Source organism: Pseudorhizobium xiangyangii, from assembly GCF_020531965.1.
GTDB lineage: Bacteria > Pseudomonadota > Alphaproteobacteria > Rhizobiales > Rhizobiaceae > Neorhizobium > Neorhizobium xiangyangii.
Genome location: NZ_JAJAWH010000008.1, coordinates 124,260 through 136,697, shown reverse-complemented (window position 1 = coordinate 136,697; position 12,438 = coordinate 124,260). Strand labels below are relative to the sequence as shown.

The following is a 12,438-nucleotide window of genomic DNA, read 5'->3' as shown; positions in this document are numbered from 1 at the left end:
TCTATCCTCTTTGTCTGTTCATCGGGGCGGCTGGTGCCTGACCCGCAGCGTTGCGAAGCGCAATTGCGAGATCCGCATAGGCATCGGCGGACGGGGCCTCGCCGGGCGACTGTTTCAGCACCTCGTAGATCACCGGTACCTGCTTGACGGCCATGTCGAGGTCGGGGTCACTGCCCGGCCGGTAACCGCCGATAAGCCGAAGGTCGCGCGTCTCTTCGTAACGATGAATAAGCGCCTTCAGCCGCGAGACGAGCTTTTCCTGATCCGGCGTCCATGCCTTGCGCGCCAAGCGCGATATCGAGGCCAACGGATTGATGGGCGGATAACGGCCCTCTTCCGCGAGACTTCGGTCCAGCACGAGGTGACCGTCCAGGATGCCGCGGGTGGAGTCCGCGATGGGATCGTTGTGGTTATCGCCATCGACGAGGATGGATATGATCGCCGTCACCGTTCCCGTTCCCTCGACGCCAGGCCCCGCCCGCTCAAGCAGCCGCGGCAGTTCAGTGAAGACCGAAGCCGGGTATCCACGGGCAATGGGAGGCTCGCCGGAGGCCACGGCCACTTCACGGATCGCGTGGGCAAACCGGGTGACGCTGTCGACGATGAAAAGGACGTTCTCTCCCTGGTCGCGGAAGTGCTCAGCGATCGTAACGGCCACCAGCGGCGCCATCTTGCGCAGCATCGGGCTTTCATCGCTCGTCGCCACGACGGCGATCGACTTGGCCATGTTCTCGCCAAGCGTATCCTCGATGAACTCGCGCACTTCGCGACCACGTTCACCAACGAGCGAGATCACCACCTTGTCGAAGGCATCGGCGCGCGCCAGCATCGACAGAAGCGTCGACTTCCCCACGCCCGAGCCGGCAAAAACGCCAAGACGTTGGCCAAGGCACAGCGGCGAAAAGAGATCGACGGCCTTCACGCCGGTCTTGAAGCCCGTCTCCACGCGCTTGCGTAACATTGACGGCGGGGCCGTGTTGGAGATCGAGCGCCTGATCTTCCCGTCGGCGAGGGGACCTCTGCCATCGATGGGATCGCCGAGCGCATTGATGGTTCGGCCACACCAGCTGTCATCCGGTGCAACACGAAATGCACCTTTGCGGATCACGATGTCGCCAATTCCGATCGGTTCGCCCGGCTCGATAGGGCAGACATAGATCACGTCCGGCTCCACCCGAACGATCTCGCCCAGGTGAATGCCTGTCGCACTGCGATGGGCAACGAATTCGCCCAGCCTGACATGCTTGGAGAGACCGGCGACCGTATAATGGCCTGCCGCAATCGTGCGAACATGGCCACCATGAGCCACCGATTTGGCGGGATCAGAGTAGCGCTTGGAGATTTCAGCGAGCTGGGCCAGCTTGCCGCCGGTGACCGCCTGCAGGATGGCCGCCTGTTCAGACATGGATATTCAATTCCTTAGCGGCCGCTGCCGAGAGTCTTGATGGCTTCACCGAATGTGGCCTCGGTATCGCGCATCAGGGACGAAATTCCCTCGAATGCGCGATTGACCTGAATGAGCTGGGTCATCTCGCTGATGCCATTCACATTCGAGCCTTCGATGTAGCCCTGAACAACGGAAATCTGGAAGTTGTCGACCACTGGCTGCGGCACATCGACGGTGATCACGCCGCTGTTGTCGGCGCGGATGAAGCCTTCGGATACATCCGCGGTGAAGAGGCCCAACGTCGCCACCGGCACACCGTCCTGCGTGATGCGCCCGTCCGCGCCTACCTCCGGTGGGCCGCCATTGCGGTTAAGCTGAATCGGAGCCCCGCCAGCATCCAGAACCGGATACCCCATCAGGGAAACGAGCGCGCCCGTTTCCTGCATCGTGAAACGCCCATCGCGCGTCAGAACGTCGCCTGCCGGCGTATCGATCGAAAACCAGGCGTCACCCTTGATGGCGAAGTCCAGCGAATTTCCCGTCTGCTGCATTTGGCCCGGGCGGGTCGATAGATAGTCGTTGCCTTGGGTGACGAAGGCCACCTTGGCATTCAGCTCGTTCTTCGTGCTGCTGAGGACCTCATCGAATTTCACCTCGGTGGCGCGAAAGCCGACGGTGTTCATGTTGGCCATATTGTCGGCGATGGTGTTCAGGCGGCGCTCAAGCGCGATCTGGGAAGAGATGCCGACGTAAAGTCCGGACTGCATATCATTTGCCTCCGAGTTTCAGAGTATTGATGGATATAAGGAGATCGGTGGAAATACCCTGGCTCGACGGCGAGAACAGAGACAGGGTGCTATCGGTGTGCGTGGAGTTCTCCACTTCCCAAAGCGCTGAAAACCGCTCAAGGAACTTGGATACCTTGGCCGGATCCTGAAAATCCTCGATGTTGATGGATTCGGCGATGAATGCCGCCTGGCGGTCAATATCAAGCGCCGCTATTTCATCAGGCAGCTGCAGGACGGTTCGCACCACCTCGGCAAGGGCATCGTCGGCAAGGACTTCCATGCCGGATTTGATCGAGGGAGCCATGCGCTCGAAGTAGAGCGCGAGCCGGACCCCAGGGTTCTCCGCGCCGACCTCTTCCTCGAGGGTCTGTCTTTCAAACTTTTGGACAACAACCTTCTGCGCCTTGTCAAAAGACGTGGTCGCGGCGCCGAACGCTTCGAAGTTAAACGTTTCTGCAAGTGCGGAATAGCGATTGTCGGAGAGATTGCGCGCAAACGCATCCGAGCTTGCGATGCCCTCGGTCAGCACCTTCCGGATGAAGGCCTTGGCGTATGCCATGTCTTCGAGGCCATGAGCCTTGAGGGCGTAGTTGTAAATCCGGCTGTCGGCCATGAAGTCGTCGACCGACTTAATCTTCCCGACATTCGCCAGGTAGTATTCCGTTTCACGCGCCACATCGGGCTTCTCGGCAACACGTGCGAGGGAGCTCGGGAGGTTACGGCTAATTTGAGTGTAGCTGGTATAAGTCGTGATCATATCCGCTCCCCGGTCACCTGTGCGCAGGTCCGTTTTTCGACAGGCCGCCGCCCGATTCTGAGCAAGGACTATGCGCGAAGACTTGCGCGAAGCTGTAACCCCCTCTCGCACCCGACATTGCAACCTGGCCCTGGCCAACCAGCTTCACGCAAGCCAGAGGCCGTACTTCCGTCGAAGAAGCTCAACGTTCGGTGTAGGTAGGCGGATGAATATTCTAATCGGATTGGTGATCACATTCGGCAGCATTGTCGGCGGCTACATGGCTATGGGTGGACATCTCGATGTTCTGTACCAGCCGTTCGAAGTGTTGATCATCGGCGGCGCAGGCATCGGTGCCTTCATCGTGGCCAATCCCATGAAAGTGGTGAAGGATTCGGGCAAGGCGCTCGCGGAAGCCTTCAAGCATTCGGTTCCGACCGAGCGCAACTATCTCGACGTGCTAGGCGTCCTTTACGCTCTTATGCGTGACCTTCGCACCAAGTCTCGCAACGAGATCGAGGCACACATCGACAATCCGGACGAATCATCGATTTTCAAGATGGCTCCGAACCTCCTGAAGAACAGGGAACTGACAACGTTCATCTGTGACTATGTCCGACTGATCATCATCGGCAATGCACGCTCGCATGAGATCGAGGCGCTGATGGACGAGGAACTCGACACGCTCCTGCACGACAAGATGAAGCCGTATCATTCGCTTGTGTCCATGGGCGACAGCTTCCCTGCGATCGGTATCGTTGCGGCAGTTCTCGGGGTCATCAAGGCTATGGGCGCCATCAATGAGTCCCCTGAAATTCTCGGCGGACTGATCGGCGCCGCACTCGTTGGCACCATGCTCGGCATCATCCTGTCCTATTCGATCGTCAGCCCGATCGCGGCTCAGGTCAAAATCGTGCGGACGAAACAGCACCGGCTCTTCATCATCGTGAAGCAGACATTGCTTGCCTATATGAACGGCTCCGTTCCCCAGGTTGCCCTGGAATATGGCCGCAAGACAATCTCCAACCACGAACGCCCATCGATCGACGCAGTCGAGCAGGAAATGATGAACCCGGGCGGCGATCAGAAAGCGGCATGATGACGACGACTGAAGCCAAACCAAACTCCCCGGTTCCGATGGATCACGCGCTTCTCGCAAAGCTGACGGGTGGACTTGGCGATAGAAAAACGATCGAGAAAATCAGCAGCGAGTTCGGGCGTCTCTACGCCGACTTCCTGCCGGATGTTTTCGACAGCGAAACGGGAATTCCGATCGAGGTTGCCTATACGGGCTGCACGTCGGGGCGAATGAACGATCTCGTTGCCGACCTTGGCGACGCATTCGTCCTGGCGGACGGCTCCTTGCGCAACTGGTCCCCGAACTTCGTTCTCGCCTGTGGCAACAGCATCGTCATCGCACTGATGGAACGCATGCTTGGCGCCTTGCCGGAGACGATTGAGCAGCCGTTCGACCGCCCGCTCTCCGATATCGAGCTCGACCTCGCCCAGATGGTGATCGGCAAGATGGGCGATGTGCTGCGCTCGGGTGTGAACGCAACGGGCGGCTTCGAAGCCCTGCTCGAGCGGCCGCACAATGCCGAGGACCGTCCCCATTCCGACCCTGCCGCACCTGTCGAGTTCGGCGTCACGGTTCGCATGAGTATCGAATTCGGCAAGGTCAGCTCCGAACTCGCGCTCGTCATACCGCAGCATGCCTTCCTGAAGACCCACGTGGTGGCCCCCAAGGCCAAAGGCCAATCCTCCAAAAGCAAGGAGGAGTGGCAGGAGCGGATCACCGAACAGGTGAAGCGCTCTCAGGTAACGCTGGAGGCCCGTGTGCGCCTGCAGACACTGACACTCGGCACGATCTCGCGCCTCGCGGCAGGGGACGTGATCGCCTTCCAGGAAGCGCAGGACGTATCCGTGCAGGTCAGCGCCAACGGCAAAGACATGTATTCGTGCGAACTCGGCCGCTCCGGCGAGCGCTACACGGTTCGCGTGAAAGACAACATCAGTACGGAAGACGAAATCCTCAACCACCTGATGGGCTAGAGATAACGGTATTTGGCATAGCCCGTCCCTGGGCAGGTTGACGCAAGTTTCAACGGGAATAATGATCGCATGGCTACGAAGAAAACACCTGTGACCGAAGATGATGCCCTGATGCCTGCCGGTGGCGAGCTCGATCAGGCGATTGATGATCTGCGCGGCGTGCTGAAGGCCGACAGCACCGGTGTTCCGGGCTTTGACGCCGATTTCGGAAATGTTGGCGGCGATCTCACGGCACTGGACGCACCAGCTTTCGGCGGCGAATTCGGCTCCGATCTCGGTGAGATGGGAAGTTCAGACTTCGGCGGCTCCGATTTTGGCGGGTCCGACCTGGGCGGATCCAGCTTCGGCGGCTCCAGCTTCGCTGAAGCGAGCTTCGGCGAGGCTTCCTTTTCGGCCGGCATTCAAGAACCTGGCAGCGCGCTGACGTCCAATATCGACCTCATCATGGACATTCCGATCGACGTCGAGATCGTCCTCGGATCGAGCCGGATGCAGGTCTCAGGCCTGATGAACCTCGAAGAGGGCGCAACGATCGCTCTCGACAGGAAGATCGGCGAACCGGTCGAGATCATGGTGAACGGACGGCGGATCGGCAAAGGCGAGATCACCGTGCTGGAAAATGACGATACCCGGTTCGGCGTTAAAGTAACGGAAGTGCTGGGCACGAGAAGAGCCTGATCCCGGTTTGGGACGGAGGGAAAGACCATGATGGACTTTGACGACTTCGGTGGCGCGATTAGCGAAAGACCGTTGAACCAATCCGAAAAGGCGGCAGCAGTTCTCTTGGCCATGGGCAAGGGCGTTGCCGGCAAACTTCTCAAATACTTCACGCAGAACGAACTGCAGACGATCATCGCCTCCGCCCAGCGGCTGCGAGCCATTCCTCCGGATGAGCTGCTTCTGCTCGTCGGCGAGTTCGAGGACCTGTTCACGGAAGGAACAGGTCTAATGGACAACGCAGCCGCAATCGAGGCCATTCTCGAAGAAGGCCTCACACCCGAGGAAGTCGATGGTCTGCTGGGCCGCCGTACGGCGTTCCAAGCCTTCGAAGCTTCCATCTGGGACCGTTTGCAGGACGCCGATCCCGGTTTCATCGGGACGTTCCTTTCGCGCGAACACCCGCAGACGATGGCCTACATCCTCTCGATGCTGCCCTCCTCGTTCGGTGCCAAGGTCCTGTTGCAGTTGCCGGAGAGCCGGCGCGCGGACATCATGAACCGTACCGTCAACATGAAGGACGTCAGCCCCAAGGCCGCGCAGATCATCGAGAACCGTGTGGTCAACCTGATCGCCGCTATCGATGCCGAGCGGAATTCGAACGGCTCCGCGAAGGTCGCCGACCTGATGAACGAACTCGACAAGCCACAGGTCGATACGTTGCTCACGTCGCTCGAAACCATCAGCAGGGAATCGGTCAACAAGGTTCGCCCGAAGATCTTCCTGTTCGAAGATCTCCTTTCCATGCCGCAACGCAGCCGCGTCCTGCTGCTCAACGATGTCGCCGCCGATATCCTCACGACGGCGCTTCGCGGCGCCACCGCGGAGATCAAGGAGTGCGTACTTTCGGCAATCAGCCCTCGCCAGCGTCGCATGATCGAATCCGACCTTGTCGTTCCAAGTGCTTCGCTCAACCCGCGGGAGATCGCGATCGCTCGCCGGGCCGTGGCGCAGGAAGCTATCCGCCTTTCCAATTCCGGCCAAATCCTCCTCAAGGAACCGCCGGCGGAAGAGAATGGTGCGCAGGCGGCATAACGTCGCCTCGCCGGAGTTATCAAAGGCGGAGCGTCGAGCTCCGCCTTTTTTTGTTTCAACGCGCAGCGGGATTGATCAGTAGCCCACAGTCTTTTTGTCGGCTCGGTTATTCCCCTGGAGGCGCATGTTGTAGCCTGCTGCTTCAGCTTGGCCGATTCGCTCGGGGATGACGCTTGTCAGACGAAGATAAAGACAGCAAAACAGAAGACCCAACAGCCAAAAAGCTGACCGATGCGGCTGCCAAGGGCAATGTGCCGTTTTCCCGCGAGGTGCCCATCTTCGCTTCGGCGCTTGGTTTCTACCTATTCCTGATTTTCTTCATGCCTTCCGGCGTCGGGAACATCACCGAAACGCTGAAGGACCTCTTTTCGCAGCCCGATCAGTGGCGCCTTGAGAACGGGCCGGACGTGGTTTCGCTCGGCGTGCACCTGGCTTGGGCCGTTACCGCCTTCCTTGCGCCCGTCATGCTGCTCTTCATTATCTTCGGTCTTGGCTCCTCGCTTGCCCAGAACATGCCCTCAATGGTGCTCGAGCGTATCCGTCCGCAGGCATCCCGCATTTCGCCCATGAAGGGTTTCAAGCGGATCTACAGCCTGCCGGGCATGGTCGAGTTCGCGAAGTCCTTCTTCAAGATCCTGATCGTTTCGATCATCATGTATTTCTCCTTGCGCGGCGAATTTTTCGGCACGCTCGATGCGATGTTCTCTGATCCGCAAGTGATTCTCGTCAAGCTCGACACCATCGTGAGAAAGATGGTCGTCGTCATCCTCCTCGCGACCGCGCTTCTGGCCGCGGTGGATGTGGCCTGGTCCCGCCATCACTGGTTCAGCGAGCTGCGGATGACCAAGCAGGAGATCAAGGACGAATACAAGCAGGCTCAGGGCGATCCGCTGGTCAAGTCCAGACAGCGTTCTCTGGCGCGTGACCGCGCCCGTCGGCGCATGATCGACAGCGTTCCGCGCGCCACGCTTGTGATCGCGAACCCCACTCACTACGCGATTGCCTTGCGTTATGTTCGCGAGGAAGGCGATGCGCCGGTGATCGTCGCGAAGGGGCAGGACCTGATCGCGTTGAAAATTCGAGAGGTGGCTGAAGCCAACGGCATACCCGTCTTCGAGGATCCGCCCCTCGCCCGCTCCATGTTTGCGCAAGTCTCGGTTGATAGTGTTATCCCGCCAGCCTTCTACAAGGCAGTGGCGGAACTTGTGCACCGGGTCTACGCGTCCCGGTCGCTCAACCAACGGGCACACTGAGCGTCATGAAAAAATCCGACCATTCTATGGAACGCGAGAAGATCCTGGCCGAGGCCATCAGCCCGGTAGCGACGGAACTAAGGTTATTGGACGCCGGTGACCTGATCTCTTTGCTGCGTATGGAGTGCTACGGCAATCTTGCCGATCTTGTGTCATCGGCAGCCGAACTCTATTTCCACCCGGGCACTGTCAACTTTGGCGCCGGCGGCGAGTACACACTGGAATGGAGCGGTGCTCCAAAGGTCATCCTTGACCTTGAGATCAAGCCAAGAGGCGTATCCGTCTACGCACGGCTAACGCTGGCCGATACCCAGGCAGGAATCGAGATCGATCACATCGCGTTCCACGATCCATCTGAGGATCCGCAGGAGAACACCGCCTTCCTGCAAACCAGCTTGCGCGACGCTCGTTTCGTCAAGACCTACCCGCCGATGGCTCTGGCCAGCTAGGCCAGCTCTCAATGGATGTAGCCAAGGCGAATCGCCTTGGCTATTGCCTGTATCCGGTTCACGGCGTCCAGCTTCGTGGTTGCAGAACCGAGATAGGCGTTGACGGTGTGAACCGAGAGCCCCAGGTTATCGGCGATTTCCTCGCTTATTCGACCGTCACCTGCCAGTTGCAGGCACGCGATCTCGCGTTCGCTCAGAGTTTCAGCAGGCAGCGTTCGGCGCTCGTCGAGCGCGAGAAGATCCGTCATGATGTTGCAGCTGCGCACATGGTGTTCGACGATCAGGTCGCTGGTCAAGCTTAGCGAACCGGCGGCGAAGACGACGAACCCATTGCCCATGGCACCCAGGCGAACCGGGAACGCCAGTGCGGAAAACGGGGTTATGTCCGAAGGCAGCTTCTTGATCAGCGGCCCGAATTCGAACGCTTCCACGAAACTCATATGATCGTTACCGCTCCACGCCAGCGGCAGAAGCGACGTCTCGATATGATCGAGCATCAGTTCACCATAGCCGGTGATGATCATCGCAATCTGGTCAGCGTTCTCCTGCCCCCAGTTCTCCATTTCGCAGATCAGCTTCCGTTTTCCGGGCGATCCAGCTCCGGTGACGCGAAAGATCGCAAAATTACGGGCTCTCAACTTCTTCTGCATCGCAATGAGCTTGGGAAAGATGTCGGCTCGGCTCGAAGCCCGCTGAAGACGTGGAAAATACTCCGAAGCGGCTGGTCCTGAGGAATGGCTACGCGGTGGATAGGCCATTATTCGGGCATTCCCTAGACCAGATTGTTGCGAACAGCGTAGGCTATCGCTTCCGAGCGGGTCTTTGTTCCCGTCTTGCGCATGACGCTGGTGATATAGTTATTGATGGTGTTTCGCGAGATCCCGAGGATCGTGGCTATTTCATCGCTCGTTTTACCTTCCGCGATCCAGAAAAGGCATTCGAGTTCGCGGTCCGTAAGCTCGAAATCCCGTTCCAGCTTCGGCTCGGTGCTATCCTTGAAGCTCGCAGCATATCCGGCCAGCAATCCGACTTCCCGCAGGCGCTCCTGCGAGAGGATCGTGCCTTCACGAAACAGCAGCTGCAGTGAATACCGGGTCCGGCCGATGCTAAGGCTGAGCGAACAATATTGCCGGCTGATCCCCTCGGGAACCAGAACGTTGTCGGGCAGGACAGAGAACGTCGGCATCAGAAGTGAGAGACATTTCTCAAGCTCGTTCGACCGTGCATAGCTGGCAGCAAGCTCGGTCTCCATATGCCTGACGAGATCGAACGGCCAGTCGGAGGAGACGATAAAATCCAGACCCTGCTCCTGGATAAGATCGCAACGCGCCATGAGAAAACGCGAGGCGTCGGCATAGGTTGCCAGCAGATGCAGTGCCGCGGGAATGTTGTGGGCGCTTGCTGCCAGGGCAAGTTTGCGGACCAGCTGCTCGCGGGATACAGCCGCGCGAGAGACCTCTCCATCCACCTGGGATGAGTCCAACGCCGCTTTCATTCCCGAGAACTCCATTCCGCACCCCTACCCTGCACAAGACATAGCCTGCAAATACCTCGACCTAAAGGCTCGTGGTCGTTCAGGTTTCTGCCCCCAGTCCCGTGCGACGAATCACAGTCATTCTAGGAGACGGAGAATGAAATGCTATGGTTCCAGCGCAACGCAGGAATATTATTGCCAGATGCCAATTCGAGTTATCCCGATAACGGGGCTCAAGTTACTCTCACACATACGAAAACAGGCCGGCGGGGGCGCCGGCCTGTGAGGATAACAATTTCGTGAGAACTCACGCGGCCTGATCGACAGCCCACTTGCGAAGGATTTTTGCAGCCCGTTCTTCGCTGATTTCCACCATGCGGGACAGGCGACGTTCCGGACCTTCCTTGAGGCGACGGTTGAAGCCGCCGTCGTCGCCCATGCCGAGAAGGTCGTCGTTGCTGTCGAACCCGAAGTCCGAGCCGAAGCCCTCCATGAGCGAGCCACCGCCCAGCGCCGGGGAGAAGTCCGGAAGCTCGAGACCGGCGTTGTCGGATACCAGTTCTGTTGTGTTTGCGTTGGCGCCGGCACTGGTGACGGTGCGAACCAGAGGACGAATGCCGAGCCAAATCACGAGGAAGGCGACGACGACGAAGGCGAGCGAGTTGATGATGCCTCCGAGATTGCGGCTCAGCACTTCGGTTACACCCGGGCCTGCTGCGGCTTCCTCGAGAAGTTGCGATTCCAGGAAGTCCATCGCGGTCAGGGTAACGACGTCACCCCGCTCCTGATTGAGGCCAGCGGCGGAAGCTACGATCTTCTGCATTTCCGCCAGGTAGGCATCGATCTTCGCCTGGTCCACGGGCTCGCCGACCATTTGTGCGATGCGTCCCTTGTTGACCACAACGGCAACAGAAAGGTTCTCGACCCGATAGCTGTTGCGGACTGTCGCTACGGTCTTGCTGTTGATCTCGTAGTTGGTCTGCTCTTCCTTCTTGTCGGACTGGTCGGAAGATCGCGGACCACCTGCAGGGCCTGCTTCGGGTGCGGCCTGCGGTACATTCTGTTCCACCGTGGCGGCTGAGTCGTCCTGGGTCTGTTGCGACCGCTGCTCTTCCTTGGTGACGCGTACAGAACGCTCGACGCGTGATTCCGGATCGTAGATGGTTTCCTGGATCTGCTGGCTGTCGGTGTTCAGGTTCGCCGTCACGCTTGACCGGAAATTGTCCATGCCGAGGAATGGCGCCAGCGCCTTGTCGATATTCGTTTCCAGCTCCCGCTGAACTGTCTGCACGACATTGAGTGAACGGTTGAGCTCGCTGTTACCGAATTCATCACCCGCAGCGAGAAGCTGTCCAGTCGAATCGAGAATAGTCACATCATCGACCTCCAGACCGGGAACGGCCGAGGCGACGAGGTGCCGGATGGAAGATGCCGACTTGCGGCCGGTGTCGGTGCTGGCGCGGATCATCACCGATGCTGTCGGCTTCTGCTCCCCGCGGCGGAAGTTCCCGACGTCAGGCATGACGATATGGACACGCGCTGCTGCGACGCCGCTGATCTGTTGAATCGAGCGGCCGATTTCGCCTTCCAGCGCGCGCACCCGGGTCACTTCCTGCATGAATGAGGTAAGGCCGAGCGACCCGACGTTGTCGAACAGCTCGTAGCCGGCGTTTGCGCTGTTGGGCAGGCCGCGCTCTGCGAGAAGCAGTCGGGCCTTGCCGGTCATGCCGACAGGAACCTCGATGCTTGTTCCGTCCGATCCGACCGCAAAATCGATGCTGGCCTCGGCCAGCGCAATACTGACCTGATTAAGGTCGGTCGTTTCCAGGCCCACATACAGCGTCTCGTAGGCCGGTTTGTTTACATAAAGCGCCGCGGCAAGCACGATCGCCATCGAAACGAGACCTGCACCGGCAAGGGCAATAAGTCTGGTCTGGCCCAAACTGGCCAGATTTTTAAATACATGATTAAATTGAGCCAACAGATTCATTCTGTTTCCACATCGCAAACTAGGATCAGGCTTTTGCCCTTACTCACCCTAAGCGGCGAAGCTTGTGCGAGCGTTTCCCGAATGCGATGTGTGGAACCTTGGTCGGCCTGGCGCGAAGCGCGGAAGATCAGCCGCTATGGCTTTCAGAAGAAATCGAAGTCTCCGGCCGCCTTGCTGAGCGGCTGACTGTGGCCATGGCGTACGCCAGTGGCCAGCGCCTTGCGCATGTCGGCAAGCTTGACGAGACTGAGTGCCGTGGCAACATCAACCGTCCAGTCTTCCGGAATGGTCGCGGTGAACGTGTCGATGAACTCGGCAAGGCCGCGCGACTTCTGGACCGCCAGGTCGAGACCCTGCAAAATCTTGATGCTTTCCGGATGCTCCAGAATTTGTGCGCCTCCCAGTTCGAGCAGCTGTGGTTCCACGCGCTCAATGAGGTAGGCGACATCATGCAGTTCCGAAACCAAGCGCATCAGAACGTCTGGAAGGGATTGCTCGGGGGAAGCTCCGGTAGACTTGGCAATGTTGTTCATGGCTTTCCTCGCACCCGCCACCGG

General features: G+C 59.0%; 13 protein-coding genes. 6 read left to right on the top strand and 7 right to left on the bottom strand.

The window, feature by feature from the left end; all coding sequences use genetic code 11:
- Position 1: 1 nt before the first annotated feature.
- From fliI to LH464_RS09165, 3 genes are read right to left on the bottom strand one after another with little or no spacing between them, the layout of a single operon-like run.
- A complete protein-coding gene (fliI, locus tag LH464_RS09175; RefSeq protein ID WP_226786067.1) occupies positions 2-1,405 on the bottom strand; it encodes a flagellar protein export ATPase FliI in 1,404 nt (467 codons plus the stop codon).
- A gap of 14 nt (positions 1,406-1,419) precedes the next feature.
- Positions 1,420-2,154: a flagellar basal-body rod protein FlgF gene (gene flgF, locus LH464_RS09170; RefSeq protein ID WP_226786066.1), complete on the bottom strand. Its 735-nt coding sequence runs from the start codon at positions 2,152-2,154 to the stop codon at positions 1,420-1,422.
- A 1-nt stretch (position 2,155) separates the two neighbouring features.
- Complete coding sequence (locus tag LH464_RS09165) at positions 2,156-2,932, bottom strand: DUF1217 domain-containing protein (RefSeq protein WP_226786065.1); 777 nt, start codon at positions 2,930-2,932, stop codon at positions 2,156-2,158.
- 205 nt (positions 2,933-3,137) lie between these two features.
- Here LH464_RS09165 and motA point away from each other — a divergent pair, with 205 nt between their 5' ends.
- The 6 genes from motA (at position 3,138) to LH464_RS09135 (ending at position 8,417) form a co-directional block, all read left to right on the top strand.
- Positions 3,138-4,010 (top strand): flagellar motor stator protein MotA, encoded by an 873-nt coding sequence (motA, locus tag LH464_RS09160; protein WP_226786064.1) that lies wholly within the window; start codon positions 3,138-3,140, stop codon positions 4,008-4,010.
- Positions 4,010-4,963 (top strand): FliM/FliN family flagellar motor switch protein, encoded by a 954-nt coding sequence (locus LH464_RS09155; RefSeq protein ID WP_390624957.1) that lies wholly within the window; start codon positions 4,010-4,012, stop codon positions 4,961-4,963. The genes motA and LH464_RS09155 overlap by 1 nt, the downstream gene beginning before the upstream one ends.
- Positions 4,964-5,032: 69 nt before the next feature.
- Positions 5,033-5,641 (top strand): flagellar motor switch protein FliN, encoded by a 609-nt coding sequence (fliN, locus tag LH464_RS09150; protein WP_226786062.1) that lies wholly within the window; start codon positions 5,033-5,035, stop codon positions 5,639-5,641.
- Between the two features lie 27 nt (positions 5,642-5,668).
- Positions 5,669-6,715, top strand: a complete 1,047-nt coding sequence (fliG, locus tag LH464_RS09145) for a flagellar motor switch protein FliG (protein WP_226786061.1) — start codon at positions 5,669-5,671, stop codon at positions 6,713-6,715.
- Positions 6,716-6,888: 173 nt separating this feature from the next.
- Positions 6,889-7,968, top strand: a complete 1,080-nt coding sequence (flhB, locus tag LH464_RS09140) for a flagellar biosynthesis protein FlhB (RefSeq protein ID WP_226786060.1) — start codon at positions 6,889-6,891, stop codon at positions 7,966-7,968.
- 5 nt (positions 7,969-7,973) lie between these two features.
- Entirely contained in the window at positions 7,974-8,417 is a 444-nt protein-coding gene (locus tag LH464_RS09135; protein ID WP_226786059.1) for a hypothetical protein, read from the top strand.
- Positions 8,418-8,425: 8 nt separating this feature from the next.
- On the opposite strand, the gene visR is transcribed toward LH464_RS09135, so the two are convergent.
- From visR to cheT, 4 genes are all read right to left on the bottom strand, one after another.
- Entirely contained in the window at positions 8,426-9,175 is a 750-nt protein-coding gene (gene visR / locus LH464_RS09130) for a transcriptional regulator VisR (RefSeq protein ID WP_226786058.1), read from the bottom strand.
- A 14-nt stretch (positions 9,176-9,189) separates the two neighbouring features.
- Complete coding sequence (gene visN, locus LH464_RS09125) at positions 9,190-9,912, bottom strand: transcriptional regulator VisN (protein WP_226786057.1); 723 nt, start codon at positions 9,910-9,912, stop codon at positions 9,190-9,192.
- A 286-nt stretch (positions 9,913-10,198) separates the two neighbouring features.
- A complete protein-coding gene (gene fliF, locus LH464_RS09120) occupies positions 10,199-11,881 on the bottom strand; it encodes a flagellar basal-body MS-ring/collar protein FliF (RefSeq protein ID WP_226786056.1) in 1,683 nt (560 codons plus the stop codon).
- Between the two features lie 143 nt (positions 11,882-12,024).
- Positions 12,025-12,414, bottom strand: coding sequence for a chemotaxis protein CheT (gene cheT / locus LH464_RS09115; RefSeq protein ID WP_226786055.1), 390 nt, complete (start codon positions 12,412-12,414; stop codon positions 12,025-12,027).
- Between the last annotated feature and the right edge of the window lie 24 nt (positions 12,415-12,438).